Raw genomic sequence first — 17,237 nt, 5'->3', positions numbered from 1 at the left:
ACGATGCCGTGTTCCCCGCAGGAGATCGCCTCGCTCTTCCTGTTCGAGAAGCTCACCCCGGAGCAGCTCGGGCGGTTGTGCGCCGAAGGGCGCGTGGAGCGGTTCGACACCGGCCCCGTGTACACCGAGGGCGCCCCCGCGACCTGCTTCTACGTGATGATCGAGGGCACCGTCGTCCTGTCCCGCCGGGTCGGCGGCGACGAGGTGGAGGTCGGCCGGACCTCCCAGCGCGGGGTGTACGCGGGAGCCATGCAGGCCTACCTGGGCGACCAGGTCCCGCAGACGTACAACAACTCGATGCGGGTGACCGAGCCGACGCGGTTCTTCGTCCTGCCCGCGCAGTCCTTCTCGGACGTCATGCGGGAATGGTTCCCGATGGCCGCGCACCTGCTGGAGGGGCTCTTCTTCGGCGCCAGGAGCACCCAGCAGGTCATCGGCCAGCGCGAACGCCTCCTCGCCCTGGGCTCCTTGTCCGCCGGTCTCACCCACGAGCTCAACAACCCGGCCGCGGCGGCCGTCCGCGCCACCGCCACCCTGCGCGAACGCGTGGGCAAGATGCGGCACAAGCTGGCCCACATCTCCCAGGGCAACTATCCGCGCGAGGCGATCGCCGAACTCATCGAGATCCAGGAACGCACCGTCGAACGGGTGGCCAAGGCCCCGGTGCTGAGCCCCCTGGAGGCATCCGACCGGGAGGACGAACTCGCCGACTGGCTGGAGGACCACGGAATCCCCGAGGGCTGGCGGATCGCGCCGGTCTTCGTCCAGGCCGGCCTGGACATGGACTGGCTGGAGCAGGTCGCGGCGAGCGTGGCCGAGGATCTCCTGCCGAGCGCCATCGGCTGGCTCAACTACACGGTGGAGACAGAGCTGTTGATGGACGAGATCGACGACTCCACCACCCGCATCTCCCACCTCGTGGACGCCGCCAAGCAGTACTCGCAGCTCGACCGCGCCCCGTACCGGGTCGTCGACGTCCACGAACTCCTCGACAGCACCCTGCTGATGCTCTCCGGCAAGATCGGCCCCCGGATCCGGGTGGTCAAGGAGTACGACCGCTCCGTGCCGGACGTACCGGCCTACCCGGCGGAACTCAACCAGGTGTGGACCAACCTCATCGACAACGCCGTCTTCGCCATCGCGAGCACCGGCCGCGAGGGCACGCTGACGGTCCGCACGGCAGGGTCGGGCGACCGCCTGCTCGTGGAGTTCCGCGACACGGGGCCCGGCATCCCGGCCGAGATCCGCAGCCGTATCTTCGACCCCTTCTTCACCACCAAGCCCGTCGGCGAGGGCACCGGTCTCGGCCTGGACATCTCCTGGCGGATCGTCGTCAACAAGCACCACGGAAGCCTCCAGGTCGAGTCCGTACCAGGGGACACCCGCTTCCAGGTGCTGCTCCCGCTGACCGCACCGGAACCCGAGACCGAGCCCGAGCCCTCCGAGGAGCCCGCATGACCGCCATCGACGGAGTCGACCCGAACGTCCCGCCCAGCGGCAGTGGCTGCGTCGAATGCGATGAGGCGGGCGGCTGGTGGTTCCACCTGCGGCGCTGCGCCCAGTGCGGTCACATCGGCTGCTGCGACTCCTCGCCGGCCCAGCACGCCACCGCCCACTGGAAGTCCACCGGCCATCCCCTGGTGCAGAGCTACGAGCCGGGTGAGGACTGGTTCTGGGACTACGCGGCGAACGAGCTGTACGAGTCCGGCCCCGAGCTGACCCCGCCGTCCGGCCACCCGTCCGACCAGCCGGCCCCGGGTCCGGCGGACCGGCTCCCCGAGGACTGGAGCCGACGGCTCCACCGCTGATCAGAAGGGCTTCGTCGGCAGGTACTTGCCGTCCAGGGTGATGACCGCGCGCTCGCCGCCGTCGGGGTCGGCGACCTTCTTCACGTCGAGCCTGAAGTTGATCGCGGAGACGATCCCGTCGCCGAGCTGCTCGTGGACCAGGGCCTTCAGTGTGGTGCCGTAGACCTGGAGCATCTCGTAGAAGCGGTAGATCGTCGGGTCGGTGGGGGCGCCGCCGGGCACCGAGCCGCGGGTCGGGATGGTCTGCAGCAGCACCGCGTCGTCGGCGTCCAGGCCCAGCAGGGCGGCCACGGCCTCGGCCGAGGCCCGGGGCAGCGGGTGCTGGCCGAGCACGGCCGCGGTGACGAAGGCGACCGAGAGGCCCGCGGCGTCGGCGATCCGCTGCCAGGTCAGGTCCTCGCGGATCTTGGCGTCCACGGCCTTGACGGCCAGGGCCTGCCGGGCGGTGTTGTCGAACTGGGCGTGCACCATGAGAGGGCTTCCTTTCGGGTGTACCGCTCACCGGGGGGAGGGGTGAGCGGCGCATGGGGTGGGGGATGAGGGTCGGGGACCCGAGCGGTGGCGGCGGTCAGACCGTGGGGGAGGCCGGCCGGGAGGAGCCGAGTTCCTCGACCCCTCCGGCCCGGATGTCGTAGACCCAGCCGCGCAGGGTCACCGACCCCGCGGCCAGGGCGCGGGCCACCGAGGGATGGGTGGCCAGGTTCGCCAGCTGTGCGCGCACGTTCTCCCGTACCAGGGCCTCGACCCTTCGCGGGTCCTCCCCGTCGCCGGTACGGGCGAGCGAGGCGTCCGCGTGGCGCAGCCAGCCGGCGACCGCGGGTGCGGCGCTGAGATCGTGGCGTTCGGCCAGGGCGGTCATCGCGCCGCAGGCGGAGTGCCCGCACACCACGATGTCGCTCACGCCCAGGACCGTGACGGCGTACTCGATGCTGGCCGCCACCCCGTCCGTGCCGGGGGCGTGGGCGGGGACGAGGTTGCCCGCGGTGCGGATGACGAACAGCTCGCCCGGCTCGCTCTGGGTGATCAGCTCCGGCACCACACGGGCATCGGAGCAGCTGATGAACAGGGTGCGCGGGCGGTGGTCCGTCGCGAGCCGGGCGAAGAGCTCCGCCTTGCCCGGGTAGACCTCACGCCGGAACTGGGCGACGCCCTCGATGAGGTCGTGCATGGTCACTCCCTTCGATGACTGCCGACCCGTGGGGCCGACGAGATCCACCATGCACGAGCTGCACCTATAGCGTCCAAGACGCATGACCCATGTCTCCTATAGATGCGATCTATACTCGATCTCATGGCCCTGGAACTCCGTCATCTGCGCTACCTGCTCGCCGTCGCCGAACACGCCAGCTTCACCCGCGCCGCCGAAGAGCTGCGGATCTCCCAGCCGACCCTGTCCCAGCAGGTCAAGCAGCTCGAAAGCACCATCGGCGTGCAGCTCCTGGACCGCACCGGCCGCGGCGGCGTCCGCCTCACCGACGCCGGCGAAACCTACGTCCACCACGCCCGCCGGGCCCTGCGCGACCTCGCCGCCGCCGAACGTGCCGTCCACGACGTCGCCGATCTTTCCCGGGGGCACCTCCGGCTGGCCGTGACGCCGACGTTCACCGCCTACCTCGTCGGGCCGCTGGCGGCGGAGCTCCACGCCCGCCACCCCGGCATCACCCTGGACGTCAAGGACATGGCCCAGGACCGCATCGAAGCCGCCCTGCTCGCCGACGAACTCGACCTGGGGATCGGCTTCGACGGCCCGCACCTGCCCGGCATCACCGCGACCCCGCTGTACGCCGAGACCCTCGGTCTCGTTACGGCCGCCCACCCCGTCCCCGAGGGGTCACGGGCGGCCCGGCCCTTGCCCGTCGTGCCGGTCGTCGTGCCGGTCGTGCCGGTCGTCGTGCCCGTCGTCTCCGTCGAAGATCTGGCGGAACGCCAGCTGGCGCTGCTCAGTGGCGATTTCGCCACCCGCGGCCACATCGACAGCTACCTGGCCGCCCACCGGGTACGGCCGCGCATCGTGGTGGAGGCCAACTCGGTCCAGACCCTCACCGAGATCGTCCGGCGCACCGACCTCGCGACCGTCCTGCCCGACGCGGTGACCGAGGACCACCCCCACCTCGCCCGGATCCCCCTCGAACCGCCCCTGCCCACTCGCACCGTCGCCCTCCTCGGGCGCGAGAACGCCTACCGGAGCGCCGCCGGACGCGCCTTCATCCGGCTCGCGCACGACCACGTCCTGGCCCGCGGCTACACCCCGGCCTGAGTGTTGGCGCCGCGCCCGGCGCGGCGCAGGGCGGCGGGCGTCGTGCCGTACCAGCGCCTGACGGCCCGGCGCAGGGCACGGGCGTCCGCGTAACCGCTCCGGGCGGCGACCGAGTCGACACTGAGGTCGGTGTCGTGGAGCAGTCGGGCGATGAGGTCCCGCCGTACGGTTTCGACCTCCTCGCTCCAGGTCGTGCCGTGCTCCTCGAGGCGGCGCTGGAGGGTGCGCGCGCTGATGCTCATCCGCCGGGCGACCGAGGACAGCGTCGGCGCCCCCTCGTCGTGGGCGGAGCCCAGGGCGGTACGGAAGAGGGCCGGCCAGTCGTGCAGCGGGACCGCGCTCGCGAGGCTCTGCTCGGCGTGCCGGCGGAGTACGGCCGACAGCCCGGGCTGGGCGTGCGGGGTCGGGGAGTCGAGGTCGGCGGCGCGGAAGGTGATCGAGCTGGCCGGGGCCTCGAACTCGATGCGCCGGGTGCCGTAGAGCTCGACCAGGACCTCGTGCCGCGCGGGCGCCTTGGCGGCGAGGGAGACGTGCAGCGGGACGAGGCGCCGCCCCGCGGCCTCGCCGAGCCGGCGTTGGTACAGGCCGAGGGCGTAGCCGCGGATTCCGCAGGCCGCCTCGTGGGCGATGTCGGCCCGATTGAGGTGGCTGATGGTGACGCGCTCGCCGTCCTCGGTGATCCGCATGCCGTCCGTCAGGGGGTCGGCGACGGTGGCGAAGTAGGCCGCGGCGTCGCGGATCCCCTCCAGGGGAGTCGGCGCGGAGGTGATCAGGTAGTCCCAGACCCCGAGGGTGCCGATGCCCGACTCCCGGGCCAGCAGTACGGACATCTCGGTCCAGGGTGCCTGGACCGTGGTCAGCTCCGCGATCCGGATGGCCGTCGCCGCGGGCGTACGGCACAGGTCGTCGTTGAGGTGTTGGGGCGCCATGCCCGGCAAGTGGGCGTATCCGTGCGGACCTATGCCGACCAGCCGCGCGACGTTGACGCTCAGACGGGCGAGGGCGGAGGAGGTTGTCCCCTGATGTGCGTGCGAGACCACAGTGGCAGAGCGTAGTCCAGCGTGAAATACCAGGTCGCCCGGGGCGTTGGCGACCTGCTGTCCCCAACATGGCGCGCAGGGTCCCCCCGTGGCGCGCTCGGTCCCCTTGCTGGCGCGTACGGCCCTGGGGGAGGCCATCCCCCGGCGATAGCGTGGCAACCGTCCCCGCACCGAACGGGCGGCACGGCAACGCCGGTTGGAGCGGAGTCCCCCCACGGGGGTGGGGGACCCGCCAGCCGGCCGCAGGGGGCCGGTCCCCGGGCCGGCGCCGATGGCGAGGGGCAACGGAACCGGATACTGCGGGACTGTGACCGCCGAGGCCGTGGCGACAGCCGCTCGTATGGCGCTGAGGTTCCGAACGAACGTCGCGGAGGTTCAAGTGCGTGCCGTGTCGGCGTTCCTAGGATTCAACAGCAGAAGGGAAGCCCGGGCTTTAGCTTGTCGTTTATCCAGTTCGGCGGGGTTTGGTCCCGATTTTGTGGTGTGCTGGTCGGGTGTAGGGCTCGCCGGTGGCGAGGACGCGTCCGACGTCGTAGCGGGTGGCGGGACGCTGGTTCTTCGAGCCGGGAGGTCGGCCGGGGCCCGGGCGGGTCGGTTTTGGTGCACGGGCTGGTGTGCCGGTCCGCGCGTGCAGGTTCCTGAACCCTCTGCGGACGCGGGCCGGTGTCAGCCTGTTCGGTTCCGCTGGCTTCTCCCACGGCCGGCGGAGGTCGGCGGCCAGCGGGCGGGCAAGGCGGAGCCGGGCATGTGCGGCCAGGATGATCCAGGTCCAGCGGTCTGCCGCGTCCGAGCTGCGGAGCCGGGGCTTGGTCCAGCCGAGGGTCTGTTTGAACAGGCGGAAGGTGTGCTCGAGGTCGAATCGTCGGAGGAAGGACTGCCAGCAGCGGTCGACGTCCGCGGTGGTGGCGCCGGTGCCCGACCACCACAGCCAGACCGGCTTGTTGACCCCGCCGCTGGGCAGTTTCTCCACGGTCAGGCGGATGACGGTCCCCTCGATCACGGGCAGTTCAGCCCCGTGGGCGAGCCAGGCGGCCCGCCGGGTCAGCCTGGGGTGCAGCCGGTCCCACGCCCGCGCGGTCGCATTCCCGTAGAGGCGGGTGTCCGTGGCCGTCACGACATGCTCAGAGCCCCAGGTCTCGGGCTGGCCGAAGACGAACTCGCCGCCGTGCCTCGGTGGGCGTCCGCCGGCGGGATGCTGCCTGTGGAACTCCTCGCGGGTGGGAGCCGGCCGGCACATCACCCGGTCCGAACGCATCCGTCCCAGGATCTCGACGGGCAGGCCGGCCAGCAGGTGAGCGATGCGCGGAGCGTCGTATCCGGCGTCCAGCACGACCAGGATGTTCGGGTCGCCTGGCTTCCACTGGCCCGCTGCAACGAGTCGCTCGAGGACCTCGCGAATCTGGAACGTGGTCACCGCTGCCACGTCAGCGCCGGGCCGGAGACGGACCGCATCGAGCACTGCCGTCCACGAGGTGCGGCCGCTCTCCAGCGCGGCCACTACCGAGTACGGCCAGCCGGGCACCATCTGGTGTTTGCCCACGCCACGGCCGAAAGTGTGGCAGAAGGCCCGGTCAGCGCAGGTATTGGCGTCCGGCCTCAGCCACGGCGAGACGTCCACCGCCAGGACCAGCCTGCCGTCCGCCGCCCTCGGCAGTGGCATCCCGGCCAGGGCCCGGCGCAGCCGGGCGACATCGATCCGGCCCTGGTTGAGACCGCCGTACAAACCACCGTGACCACGGCGGTGTTCAGGCGCGAGCGCGAGATCTACGAGCGTCCGCACCGGTCCGTCCGTGCACAGCAACGCGTCGCACAACTCGAACAAGGCATCGCCCCGCACGGTCAGACACGCGTACAACTCCGACCGGAAGTGTGACACTTCCGCGAACGCGTCCCGCAGGACGTCCTGCTCCATCAGACTCATGACCACGGCCTTCGCGCTGATCCGCTCTGTGACGGAGCCCAGGATCAAGCGAAGGCCGCCTTCGCGTCCGCTGAACTGCGAAAACGCCGACCAAGTGCGAGTCGCGTTCGACATCGGACCATAAACGACAAGTTTAGTACATGCAAGCAATCAGCGCTTTGATCATCGAGGGTCTTCCCTGAACCCGGTGGTCGGACAGTGCTGCGGTGGGAAGCGGAGACACGATGGGTCGGAGCCCTTATGACTATGTCGTTGTGGGAGCGGGGACAGCGGGGTGCGTGATTGCCTCCCGGCTGTCGGAACGCCCCGACGTGAGGGTGCTGTTGCTGGAGGCGGGAGCCCGGGACGCGACCGAGGCGATGGCTTCTCCTTGGGGATTCCTGGGGTTCGACCCTTCCTCCCTCTGGCCGGGCGTCTCGACCGTGCAGGCCGGTACGGGCAGGGTCGCCGACGTGCTGCGCGGCAAGGCCCTCGGCGGATCGTCGAGCATCAACGGCCTCTACCACCTGCGGGGACACCGCTCCGGTTATGACGAATGGCCCGAACTCGGTGCTCCGGGCTGGGGTTTCGACGATCTGCTGCCCTATTTCCGCCGCAGCGAGAGCACTCGTCGTCACGATGCCGCCGTGCGGGGCACGGACGGGCCGGTCGTGGTCGCCCCGGTTCCGGAACCCCATCCCCTGGCCACGGCGGGTGTCGAAGCCGCGGTGCAGGCCGGGTTCGCACGCGCCGATGACATCGGCGGTGGGCTGGAGACCGGGTTCGGGTGGAGTGACATGAATCTGCCCGGCGGCGCCCGCCAGAGCGCAGCCGACGCCTACATCCGTTCGTTCCGCGACCGGCCGAACCTGGACGTCGTCACGGACGCGACCGTGCGGCGGCTGCGCATCACCGCCGGCCGGTGCACCGGCGTCGAGTACACCGTGGGTGGCGAGCACCTGTCCGCCGGGAGCGCCGAGGTCATCCTGACCGCAGGGGCCATCGGTTCCGCGCACCTCCTGATGCTGTCGGGGATCGGCCCGGCACGACACCTCGGCGAACACGGCATCGACGTCGTCGCCGATCTGCCGGGAGTGGGATCCCATCTGCAGGACCATCCGATGGCGGGCGTGGTGTACGAGGCCGGCCGGCCCGTACCGTTCCTTCCTGCCAACCCGCCGGCCGAAATGATGGGCCTGCTGTACAGCGATCCCGCCGCGGCCCGGCCGGACCTTCAGGTCTACGTCGTCGCCGCACCGCTGCCGTCGGCATGGGGCCGGCCGCCGGCCAACGGCTACTCCATCGCCTTCTCCGCGATGGCGCCCCACAGCAGCGGCACCGTGCGCCTGGCGGGCGCCCATCCCGCGGGCGCTCCCGTCGTCGACCCCGGCTACCTGAGCGACGACCGTGACCTGGAGGTCATGCGCCGGGGCCTGGCTGTCGCCCGCCGCATCGGGGAGGCCGACGCGTTCGCCGAATGGCGCAAGCAGGAAGCGGTACCGGGCTCCGGGACGAGCGGCGAAGCCGTGGACGAGTTCATCCGCAAGGCCACCGGCCCCTACTTCCACTTCACCGGCACCTGCCGCATGGGAACCGACGCCGATGCCGTCGTCGACCCTGCGAACCTTCGCGTCCACGGGATCGCCGGGCTGCGGGTCGCCGACGCCTCGGTGATGCCGTCCATCCCCTCGGCCAACACCAACGCGACCGTCTACGCCCTCGCCGAACGGGCCGCCGAGCTGCTCGGCTGAGGCTGCTTCCGCGCCCACGGCGCCTCCACAACGCGCTACATACCCCCGTCGTGCCCCGCATGCGGCCCCGACCGGACCTCTCCCCCCCCTCTCCCCCCTCAGACAGGAGCACCACCATGTCCGAAATGCTTCAGGCCACCGACGTGGTCTCCTCCGACGCCTACCTGCTCGAGCAGACCGAGGTCGCGGTGCGTGCGGCCGGTTCGGTGCTGCGTGAGCGTTTCGGTGGGGTGGTGCGCTACGAGACGCGTGAGGAGCTGATGCGTGCGCTCGCCGCCAATGACGACGCGGCCCTGGACATCCTGCGGCCCCGCCTCACCGGCCTGCGCCCGGACGCCGGCTGGGTGGAGGACGAACTGGACGGCGGCGCGCTGCCGCCCGGCGAGTGGTGGGTCGTGGACCCCGCCGAAGGCAACGTCAACCACCTGCACGCCCTGCCCGACTGGGCGGTGACCGCCACCCTCGTACGGGAGAACCAGCCGGTGCTCACCGTGGTCCGCCTCCCGCTGACCGGCGAAACCTACACCGCGCTCACCGGCGCCGGCGCCCACCTCGAGGGCCGGCCACTGCGCGTCTCCCCGACCACCGACCTCGGCCTGGGCATCGTGGCCACCAGCCAGGCCCGGCCGGACGAGGACGAGACGGTCGTGCGCCGCGTCGGCTCCTCGATCACCGCGATGCTCTCGGGCGCGCTCGTCGTCCGCACCTCCGTACCCGCCACCCTGCACCTGGCCAACGTGGCCGCAGGCCGCATCGACGCCTTCTGGCAGTACGCCGGCGCCCGGGCCGACCTCCTGCCCGGCGCACTCCTCGTCACCGAGGCCGGCGGACGGATCACCGACACCCAGGGCCGCCCCTGGACCCCGCAGAGCGAAAGCTTCCTGGCCACCGCCCCCGCCCTCCACACCCAGGCCGTCACCACCCTCTCCCACTGACCCCGACCACCCCACCCCCCACACAGGCAAGGACCCCATCACCATGACCACGATCGCAGTCCTCGGAAACGGCCGCGTCGGCGGCAACCTGGCCACCGCCCTCACCCGCGCCGGACACCAGGTGGCCGTCGCGGACCGCACACCGGGCGCCGCCGCCCACGCCGCCCACGCCGCCCGGATCGTCATCAACGCCACCCCCGGCGCCGGATCCCTCGAACGCCTCACCGCCCTGCGCGAGGAACTGCGCGACACCATCCTCGTGGACGTCTCCAACGCCACCCTCGACGGACCGGTCGGACTGCCCGCCGACCTCATCCACCCCGGCTCCAGCCTCGCCGAACAACTCCAGGAAGCACTCCCCGAAACCCACGTCGTCAAGACCCTCAACACCATGCTCTTCCCCGTGATGACCGCACCGGCCACACTCACCCAGACACCGACCGCCTTCCTCTCCGGCGAAGACCCGCAGGCCAAACACACCGTCCGTGACCTCCTCATCGACCTCGGCTGGCAGAAGGAATGGATCACCGACCTCGGCGGAATCCAGACCGCCCGCGCCACCGAAGCCGCCATCCTCTTCGTCCCCCACATCATCCGGGCCAACGGATTCACCCCCTTCGCGATCTCCATCGCCCGCTGACTGCCGGCCCACACGTCGAACTCAGCTCTCTGCCTCTCGGCTGCTGCAATGCGATCCGTCTATAGGAAGATTGGCACGGTGCCCACATGGGTCATGGCGCCGTCCTGCGGAACACGAGTTCCACAGGACGGCGTTGAAGCAGTGAGAACGAGAGGGTCGCGGAGGCATGCACGCTACTGGAGCGGAGGTCGACGGTGTGCGCGGGGTGTTCGCGGTGGACTCGACCGCCCCGGACTCCGCACCACGGGGACTCGATGCCTTCCGGCGCGGATGGGAGACGCAGGTCGGCGACGACGTCTTCCAACTGCCGGCCTTCAGCCCGGACACGGTCGGTGATTTCCGGGTCAAGGGCAATGTGGCCAAGGTGCACGGTGCGGCGATCGCCGATCTTCACGCCGCGTCGGCGACCCGCACCGCTGAGGTCCCGGGCGGCGATCAGGATCTGGTTGCCATGTACGTCGTCCGGAGCGGCGCATGGACTCTGGGTGGCCCGCACGGTCACGGCGATCAGACCGTGTCGGCCGGGCAGTTCCTCGTCCGGCACCTCGGGCGCCTGACGGCCTTCGACACGACGGCGCACCTCACGGCGAAGTTCCTCGTCCTGCCCCCCGGCGAGCTCAAACCCCTCCTCGGAAACCGGGTCGTCACCGGGCCGGCGGACTCGGCCGAGATGCGCTTGCTGACGGCCCTCACCGACATGATTCACGCGACCGTGGCCGAACTGAGCCCGGCCGGGGTGGTAGCTGCCCAAAACACCTTGATCGAGATGACCAAGGCGGTGGCGAAGGGCCGGTTCGACGACGTGGAACCGCGGTTGGCTCCCGCGCTCGCCCAGGCGGCCAAGGACCTCGCGGACCGCCGGCTCTCTGATCCCGACCTTTCCCCGGCGATGCTTGCCCGTGAACTCAACGTCTCCGCGCGTACGCTGCACCGGGCGTTCGCCGCGGTGGGTGAACAGGTGAGCACCTACATCCGCCACCGGCGACTGCATGAGGCACGGCTCGCCCTTGAGTCGCCGTCAGGGCGCCTCAGCATTTCGGAACTGGCCGCACACTGGCAGTTCTCGGACGGCAGTCACTTCACCCGAGCCTTCAAGAAGCACTACGGCCAGACTCCCACCGAGTACGCCCGCTCGACCGGAGCGGCCTCGCGCTCGCCGAACCGGCACCCGCAGGGCCGGGGGCCGGCCGAAAGCGCGTGATCGAGGGCACGGGCAGGTCACGTGGAGCTGTCCGCCTTCGATGGGCGGCCGCTTGCGGTGGGGTTGCCGGTACGGGTCATCGTTCCACGGTGCCGATGAGTCGGCCCCGGGCGAGGACGGTGGCGGTGATGGACGGCAGCAGCTTGGCCGGCCGTGCTTCGTCCGGTGCGGGTCGGCCGGGGGCGGTGTCCAGCGGGGTCGCGAAGGCGAAGAGCTGGAAGGCGTAGTGGTGCGGTCCGTGGCCCTTGATGGGCGCGGGTCCCTTGTAGCCGCGTCCGATGAAGGAGCGCAGCACCGTGACACCGGGGGCGGGGTCTCGTGCGGTGAGGGCGCCGGGAGGGAGGTCGTGGACCGCCGGGTCGATGAGGACGACGCAGTGGACGGCGGGCTTGGGGGTGGGGACGTCGGTGTCCTCGACGACGAGCAGCAGTTGGGCGGTCCCTGCCGGCGGAGGGTTCCAGGCCAGGTGGGGGGAGAGGTTGCGGCCGCCCGCGTTCTTGGCGTTGTGCTCGGTCGGGATCGTGGCGCCGTGCTCGAAGCTGCGGCTGCTGAGGTCCAGGAGTTCGGGTCCGTGCAGGTTCGGGCGGTTCCAGGCGGCCTGGCTCTCGCCTGACCTGCGGTTCTTGAGGAGTCGGCCGAGGATGGTCATCGTGTTGCTCCCAGCGTGTCGAGGGTTGGTTCGGGGGCGGCGGTCTCGACCGCCGTGTCGGTGAGCGGCCCTGGGGTGGTCAGACGGTCGCGGGTGATGTGGCGGTCTCCGGCTGCTCGGCGGGTTCCGTCGAGGTGCGGCCGGGCAGCAGCAGGCTCAGCACCAAGGAGAGTCCGGTGAAGCCGACGGCCCACCAAAATGCCTGGTCGAAGGCGTGCGCGCGCTGATCGGCGGAGCCAGCGTGGCGGCGTAGGGCGGTGTCGAGGATGACGGCGAGCACGGCGACGCCGAAGGCTCCTCCGACCTGCTGTGCGATGCGGGTGATGATGCCGGCGTGCGGTATCTGGTCGCGGCGCAGGCCCACGAACGCGGCGGCCTGCAGGGGAATGGACACGGCGGCGAGACCGAAGCCGCGGACCACCAGTACGGCCATCAGGAACCACTTGTCGGTCGTGGTCGTGGCCAGCGCGAAGGGCACGGTGGACAGCCCCACGATCCCGAAACCGGTGAAGGCGACCGTCCTGGCCCCGATCTTGTCGCTGAGTCCGCCGGCCATCGGGCGGCTCAGGAGCGCGCCGATGCCCAAGGGGGCGACCAGCAGGCCGGCCTGGAGAGCGTCGGCTCCGCGCACCTGCTGCCAGTACAGCGGCAGGAGTGTCATGCCGCCGTAGAGGGCGGCTCCGGACAGGAACATCGACGCTGCTGCGGAGGCGAGCGGGCGATGCGTGAGCAGTCGGACGCTGACCAGGGCGTTTGTGGGCCGGCGTACGGAGTGCAGGGTGAAGATCAGAAGCAGCAGTACGCCGGCCAGCAGGGGAGCGAGGGAGTCGGGGCGGCCGAAGCCGCCTGCCTGCGAGGAGTTGGTGAGTCCGAGCAGGATCGCGATGAGGCTGGGTGAGAGCAGCAGCCAGCCGGCGGTGTCGACGCGAGGACGCGCGTCGGGGGCGTCCGGGTCCAGCATGCGCCGGGCGAGGACGAAGCCGACCACGAAGAACGGAACGTTCACCCAGAACAGCCACCGCCAGTCCAGCCGGTTCAGCAGGAGGCCGCCGATCACCGGACCTGCGATCGGGCCCACCACGAACGGCAGGGTGACGATCGACATCGTGCGCCCGAGAGCCCTGCCCGAGGCCGCCTGCATGATCATCGTGGAGAACCGCGGGAGCATCAGCCCCCCGCCCAGCCCCTGGACGACCCGGAAGCCGATGAGGTTCTGGGCGTTCCAGGCCACGCTGCACAGAATCGAACCGGCCAGGAACACCGTCAGCGCAACAGCCACACCCGTCGGCCGCCGAACCGGGACTGGGCCAGCCCGCGAGCGGGATGGACACGCCGAGCGCCAGCAGGTAGCCGGTGCTCACCCACTGGATCGTGGAGATCGGTACGTGCAGCTGCTGCGAGAGGGTCTCCAGCGCCACGCTGACGATCGTCGTGTCGAAGACCACGGCGAGCGCGCCGACCATCAGCGCGAGGGCGATCCTCATGACGTTCGGATCGATACGGTCTGCTGCGGTCGCCTCGGTCATGGAGGCCTCCGCCTCTCTTGTTCGGATGGAGAGCCCCCGCGCTCCGGTCGCGGTCTGCCGGGATCAGATGCGCTGAGCCAGCCGGTCCAGCAGCGGTGCGGCCGCCGCGAGCTGTTCCCGTTCCCGTGGCGTGAAGTGGTCCGCCAGCACGCGCGCGATCTGCTCGCTGCGGGCGCCGCGCTTGTCCGCCAGTGCCTGCCGCCCCGCGTCCGTCAGTGCCAGCAGGATGCGCCGGCCGTCCTTCGGGTCGGCACTGCGTTCGACCAGGCCGCGGGACTGAAGGCCGCCGAGCGTCGCGCCCATCGCCTGCGCGGTGATCTGCTCCAGCCGGGCCAGCGCGGACGACGTGGTCGGACCGGTGCGCTCCAACTGGGACAGGGCGGCGCGCTCGGGCATGGTCAGCCCGCCTTCCACGGGTGCCTGACGCACGCGCCTGAGCAGCGCACCGATGCTGGTCAGCAGGTCGACGGCGACCTCGGGCTGGGGCGCGGCCACGAGGCGGGGAATCTCCTGGTCGGTGAAGAACTGCGGGAGATTGGCGTCGATCAGGACCGCACCGGAAGGCATCTTCGGGTAGTCCTGGGCGAAGTGGTTCGCGATCTCGCCGGCCTGGGAGTGCGACACCAAGGTCACGTCCTTGGTGATGCTGCGGCTGGGGCCAGTGTGCGTGCTGGGGACAACCCCCGCACGCCCTCGATGGCCGGGCCGCGCGCACAGCGTGACCGAACCGCTCCTAGGTGTGGTCGGCCCGCCCCGCGGTCCTCAGCCCCGTCTCCGGTTGAGCAGCCACCACGCCGTCACCAGATCCTCCGTACGCCGCAGGTCCAACCCGGTGAGCTGTTGGAACCGGTTCACCCGGTACCGGACGGTGTTCGGGTGCACCGCGAGGCGGCGGGCGACCTCGCGTACGTCCTGGTCGTAATCCAGGTACGCCCAGGCGGTGTCCTCGATCTCCGCGCTCGAACGGCCCGCGGCGTCGAGTGCCGTCAGGTGGCGTGCGACGAGTCCTTCGGCGGTGTGCTCCCCGGAGAGCACGAGCGGCCGCGGTCCGAGGTCGGCGAGGTGCACCACGCCCGACATGGCGAACCGCCGAGCGGTCTCCAACGCCAGTACCGCTTCCTCGAATCCGGTGTCGAGCTGATCGAGGGGAAGGGGCGGACCGACCGCCACGGTGTGGGCGCCGACGGACTCCGGCGCCCTCGGCGCGATGAAGCCGAGGTTCGGCCCCACTTGGGCGAGCAGGAGCCGGTCCGCGGGAACGCGTACCGCCGAGGCGACGGCCCGACGGATCACGTCGGCGTCGTCCGCGGAGACCGCACGTGCCGCGAGCGCCACATGGCGATCCTGAGGGGCCAGCCCGAAGAGGTGCGCGTCCCGGTTGATCCGCTCCGCGGGGAAGGTGCCACCGAGCACACCGGCCGCGAAGGCCGAGCGACGTTCCGCATCGAACCGGGCCCTCTCCACGGCAAGTTCGTGCCGCACCCGGGCGAAGACCGCGGACGCCTCGTTGGAGAACTCCCAGGTGCTGTCGTGGACCGCGAGCAGGAGGTCGCCGGGCAGCGCCACCTCAGCCGCCACCTCGTCCAGGAGGGCGAGCATCTCCCTCGAACCCAACTGGTAGCCGATGGCGAGCACGTCGAGCGGAACTCCCCGGGCGGCTCGCTCGAGGGCGTAGACCCCGAGCATCTCGCGCAGGGCCGCGTCGGGTACGCGCAGCGAGGTCAGCTCCGAGACGAGGATGTCCATGAACCGTCGCGCGGACGCCCGGATGTCGTCGTCCGAGAGCACCGCGTATCCGGGTACGTGGCCGCGGATCAGCGCGAGGAAGCGGTCGGCGAAGACGTCGTGCAGCGTGCGCAGACGTGCGACGGCCGCGGCCACCGCGGCGCGCGTCGGCTCGTCGAGGCCGGCGAGGTCCGGCATCCGCCGGCGTACGGGCCAGGCCGTGGGCGTATCGGGCTCCATGTCCGCAGACTATCCACGGATGTTGTTCCGGGGAACAAGGTTGTCCCGCCGATGCTGGTGCGGATTCCGTAGCTCGCCCGCCATGGCGCGGCGACACTGTGGCGGAGCTCGCGGCGACCTTGTTCCGGCTGCCATACCGAGCGCTCTTCACCGTCGAAGGGACTCTCCCGTGGCACGCTCCCTCACCAAGCCCGAGCCCTCGGACCGTCCGCCCGCGCCGCGCTCCCCGGCGGGCTACGTACTCGGGCTGCTGTTCCTCGGAAACCTGCTCAACTTCTACGACCGGGCCCTGCCATCGGTCGTGTTGGAGCCGATCAAGGACGAGTTCGGACTGGACGACACCCAAGTCGGCATCCTGGCATCGGCGTTCGTCCTCGTGGCCGCCCTCGCCGGGATCCCGCTGGGACGTCTGGCCGACCGCGTCCCCCGCGCGGCCGTCGCGGGCTGGGGCCTGTTCGCGTGGAGTGCCTTCACCGCGGCCGGCGGAGTGCTGACCAGCCTCTGGGGGTTCTTCGCCTCCAGGATCGGCGTCGGCGTCGGGGAAGCCAGCTACGCGCCCGCCACCGGTTCGCTGCTGTCGGACCTCTATCCGAGCGAGCGCCGCTCACGGGCCCACTCCCTGTTCATGCTCGGATTCCCGCTCGGCACCCTGCTCGCCTTCCTCACGGCAGGCGGGCTCGCCGTGGCGTTCGACAGCTGGCGGGCACCGTTCCTCATCGCGGCCGTGCCCGGCTTCGTCGTCGCCCTCCTCGTGCTGCGCATCCGCGAGCCCGAGCGCGGCGCCGCCGACCCGGTCGAGGCCGCGCCTCCCGGTCCGCGCGGGCGGCGGGGTGCTCCCCTGCGTTCGCTGCTGAAGGTGCACTCGATGTACGGGATGCTCCTCGCCTTCGCCGGGTACAACTTCGCGGCCTACGCGATCGGCACCTTCCTGACCCCCGTACTCCAGCGCTACCACGGCCTCTCCCTCGTCGGCGCCGGCGCGGTGGGCGGGATCGTCGTCGGAGTGACGGGATTCGTCGGCCTGTTCGCGGGCGGCAGGATCCTCGACCGGGCGGCCAGGACATCACCCGAGGCCAGGGTCCGGGTAGCGGCCTACAGCCTCTTCGGTGCCGCGGCGTTGTCCCTCGCGGGCCTCGCCGCGGGCCGGGGTGCGCTGTGGCAGTTCGTGGTGTTCCTGAGCCTGGGTTACCTGCTCGGCATCGTCTACCTCGCGGCGGCCGTACCCGTCGTCTCCGACATCATCCGGCCCGAACAGCGATCCGGTGCGCTGGGCCTGCTGTTCGCCGTGGGCTACCTGCTCGGAGGGGCGGGCGGACCCGTGCTCGTCGGCGTCCTGTCCGACGCCTTGGCCGCCGGTGCGCAGTCCACGACCGGGGCCTCGGCCCACGGTCTGCGGACGGCGCTGGTCATCACCGTCCCGCTCGCCTTCGCTGTCGCGGCGAGCGGCATGCTCCTCGCCTCACGCTTCGTCCGGGGCGACCGCGAAGCGATGCTCTCCCCGGTGACCACACCCTGACGCGCGCACACCGTCCGGTGACCCGCCCGAGCACCCCTGCCGTGCCGGG

Annotated in this window: 17 protein-coding genes; 9 read left to right on the top strand and 8 right to left on the bottom strand. The window is 71.1% G+C overall.

What is annotated here, in order from left to right; all coding sequences use genetic code 11:
- The first annotated feature begins 3 nt into the window (after window positions 1–3).
- Together OG435_RS35580 and OG435_RS35575 are read left to right on the top strand one after the other, a co-directional pair.
- The gene (locus OG435_RS35580; RefSeq protein ID WP_430625840.1) at window positions 4–1,458 is read left to right on the top strand and encodes an ATP-binding protein; all 1,455 of its coding nucleotides are present in this window, start codon (window positions 4–6) and stop codon (window positions 1,456–1,458) included.
- Window positions 1,455–1,808, top strand: a complete 354-nt coding sequence (locus OG435_RS35575) for a UBP-type zinc finger domain-containing protein (protein ID WP_266883341.1) — start codon at window positions 1,455–1,457, stop codon at window positions 1,806–1,808. Before OG435_RS35580 ends, OG435_RS35575 begins: the two co-directional genes overlap by 4 nt.
- On the opposite strand, the gene cynS is transcribed toward OG435_RS35575, so the two are convergent.
- Both cynS and OG435_RS35565 read right to left on the bottom strand, forming a co-directional pair.
- Window positions 1,809–2,279 (bottom strand): cyanase, encoded by a 471-nt coding sequence (cynS, locus tag OG435_RS35570; protein ID WP_266883339.1) that lies wholly within the window; start codon window positions 2,277–2,279, stop codon window positions 1,809–1,811.
- Window positions 2,280–2,376: 97 nt separating this feature from the next.
- Window positions 2,377–2,976: a carbonic anhydrase gene (locus OG435_RS35565; RefSeq protein ID WP_266883337.1), complete on the bottom strand. Its 600-nt coding sequence runs from the start codon at window positions 2,974–2,976 to the stop codon at window positions 2,377–2,379.
- A gap of 123 nt (window positions 2,977–3,099) precedes the next feature.
- Between OG435_RS35565 and OG435_RS35560 the strand changes: the two genes are divergently transcribed.
- Complete coding sequence (locus tag OG435_RS35560) at window positions 3,100–4,065, top strand: LysR substrate-binding domain-containing protein (RefSeq protein WP_266883335.1); 966 nt, start codon at window positions 3,100–3,102, stop codon at window positions 4,063–4,065.
- On the opposite strand, the gene OG435_RS35555 is transcribed toward OG435_RS35560, so the two are convergent.
- Entirely contained in the window at window positions 4,050–5,105 is a 1,056-nt protein-coding gene (locus OG435_RS35555; RefSeq protein WP_266883333.1) for an AraC family transcriptional regulator, read from the bottom strand. The two genes, OG435_RS35560 and OG435_RS35555, sit on opposite strands and share 16 nt — an antisense overlap.
- 445 nt (window positions 5,106–5,550) lie before the next feature.
- Entirely contained in the window at window positions 5,551–7,026 is a 1,476-nt protein-coding gene (locus OG435_RS35550; protein ID WP_266881490.1) for an NF041680 family putative transposase, read from the bottom strand.
- Window positions 7,027–7,250: 224 nt separating this feature from the next.
- On the opposite strand from OG435_RS35550, the gene OG435_RS35545 reads away from it, so the two are divergent.
- The 4 genes from OG435_RS35545 (at window position 7,251) to OG435_RS35530 (ending at window position 11,532) form a co-directional block, all read left to right on the top strand.
- On the top strand, window positions 7,251–8,756 hold the full coding sequence (locus OG435_RS35545) for a GMC family oxidoreductase (RefSeq protein ID WP_266886373.1): 1,506 nt from the start codon (window positions 7,251–7,253) through the stop codon (window positions 8,754–8,756).
- Between the two features lie 116 nt (window positions 8,757–8,872).
- Window positions 8,873–9,691 carry an inositol monophosphatase family protein gene (locus OG435_RS35540; protein WP_266883331.1) on the top strand — a complete coding sequence of 273 codons (819 nt, stop codon included), beginning with the start codon at window positions 8,873–8,875 and terminating at the stop codon, window positions 9,689–9,691.
- 43 nt (window positions 9,692–9,734) lie between these two features.
- Window positions 9,735–10,331 (top strand): NADPH-dependent F420 reductase, encoded by a 597-nt coding sequence (locus tag OG435_RS35535; protein ID WP_266883329.1) that lies wholly within the window; start codon window positions 9,735–9,737, stop codon window positions 10,329–10,331.
- A gap of 355 nt (window positions 10,332–10,686) precedes the next feature.
- Window positions 10,687–11,532, top strand: a complete 846-nt coding sequence (locus OG435_RS35530; RefSeq protein WP_266883327.1) for a helix-turn-helix domain-containing protein — start codon at window positions 10,687–10,689, stop codon at window positions 11,530–11,532.
- Between the two features lie 76 nt (window positions 11,533–11,608).
- Here the strand turns inward: OG435_RS35530 and OG435_RS35525 are convergent, their stop codons facing one another.
- Together OG435_RS35525 and OG435_RS35520 are read right to left on the bottom strand one after the other, a co-directional pair.
- Entirely contained in the window at window positions 11,609–12,181 is a 573-nt protein-coding gene (locus tag OG435_RS35525) for a YbhB/YbcL family Raf kinase inhibitor-like protein (protein WP_266883325.1), read from the bottom strand.
- A gap of 79 nt (window positions 12,182–12,260) precedes the next feature.
- A complete protein-coding gene (locus OG435_RS35520) occupies window positions 12,261–13,442 on the bottom strand; it encodes a DHA2 family efflux MFS transporter permease subunit (RefSeq protein ID WP_323188024.1) in 1,182 nt (393 codons plus the stop codon).
- A gap of 92 nt (window positions 13,443–13,534) precedes the next feature.
- Here OG435_RS35520 and OG435_RS35515 point away from each other — a divergent pair, with 92 nt between their 5' ends.
- Window positions 13,535–13,783 carry a hypothetical protein gene (locus OG435_RS35515; protein ID WP_266883321.1) on the top strand — a complete coding sequence of 83 codons (249 nt, stop codon included), beginning with the start codon at window positions 13,535–13,537 and terminating at the stop codon, window positions 13,781–13,783.
- Here the strand turns inward: OG435_RS35515 and OG435_RS35510 are convergent.
- Both OG435_RS35510 and OG435_RS35505 read right to left on the bottom strand, forming a co-directional pair.
- On the bottom strand, window positions 13,771–14,340 hold the full coding sequence (locus OG435_RS35510; RefSeq protein WP_266883319.1) for a MarR family transcriptional regulator: 570 nt from the start codon (window positions 14,338–14,340) through the stop codon (window positions 13,771–13,773). The genes OG435_RS35515 and OG435_RS35510 overlap by 13 nt on opposite strands.
- A 129-nt stretch (window positions 14,341–14,469) precedes the next feature.
- Window positions 14,470–15,672 (bottom strand): PucR family transcriptional regulator, encoded by a 1,203-nt coding sequence (locus tag OG435_RS35505; protein WP_266883317.1) that lies wholly within the window; start codon window positions 15,670–15,672, stop codon window positions 14,470–14,472.
- 169 nt (window positions 15,673–15,841) lie between these two features.
- On the opposite strand from OG435_RS35505, the gene OG435_RS35500 reads away from it, so the two are divergent.
- Entirely contained in the window at window positions 15,842–17,188 is a 1,347-nt protein-coding gene (locus OG435_RS35500) for a spinster family MFS transporter (protein ID WP_266883315.1), read from the top strand.
- The last annotated feature ends 49 nt before the right edge of the window (window positions 17,189–17,237 follow it).

This window comes from Streptomyces sp. NBC_01264 (assembly GCF_026340675.1).
Taxonomy (GTDB): Bacteria; Actinomycetota; Actinomycetes; order Streptomycetales; family Streptomycetaceae; genus Streptomyces.
The sequence above is the reverse complement of the archived record's forward strand: the minus strand, read 5'-3'. Positions and strand labels throughout refer to the sequence as shown.

What these genes read in the sequence shown, in the direction of transcription:
- OG435_RS35505 (WP_266883317.1), bottom strand. Translation starts at nt 15,672, where the DNA reads ATGGAGCCCGATACGCCCACGGCCTGGCCCGTACGCCGGCGGATGCCG.
- OG435_RS35545 (WP_266886373.1), top strand. Translation starts at nt 7,251, where the DNA reads ATGGGTCGGAGCCCTTATGACTATGTCGTTGTGGGAGCGGGGACAGCG.
- OG435_RS35575 (WP_266883341.1), top strand. Translation starts at nt 1,455, where the DNA reads ATGACCGCCATCGACGGAGTCGACCCGAACGTCCCGCCCAGCGGCAGT.
- OG435_RS35540 (WP_266883331.1), top strand. Translation starts at nt 8,873, where the DNA reads ATGTCCGAAATGCTTCAGGCCACCGACGTGGTCTCCTCCGACGCCTAC.
- OG435_RS35535 (WP_266883329.1), top strand. Translation starts at nt 9,735, where the DNA reads ATGACCACGATCGCAGTCCTCGGAAACGGCCGCGTCGGCGGCAACCTG.
- OG435_RS35550 (WP_266881490.1), bottom strand. Translation starts at nt 7,026, where the DNA reads ATGAGTCTGATGGAGCAGGACGTCCTGCGGGACGCGTTCGCGGAAGTG.
- cynS (WP_266883339.1), bottom strand. Translation starts at nt 2,279, where the DNA reads ATGGTGCACGCCCAGTTCGACAACACCGCCCGGCAGGCCCTGGCCGTC.
- OG435_RS35560 (WP_266883335.1), top strand. Translation starts at nt 3,100, where the DNA reads ATGGCCCTGGAACTCCGTCATCTGCGCTACCTGCTCGCCGTCGCCGAA.
- OG435_RS35565 (WP_266883337.1), bottom strand. Translation starts at nt 2,976, where the DNA reads ATGCACGACCTCATCGAGGGCGTCGCCCAGTTCCGGCGTGAGGTCTAC.
- OG435_RS35580 (WP_430625840.1), top strand. Translation starts at nt 4, where the DNA reads ATGCCGTGTTCCCCGCAGGAGATCGCCTCGCTCTTCCTGTTCGAGAAG.
- OG435_RS35525 (WP_266883325.1), bottom strand. Translation starts at nt 12,181, where the DNA reads ATGACCATCCTCGGCCGACTCCTCAAGAACCGCAGGTCAGGCGAGAGC.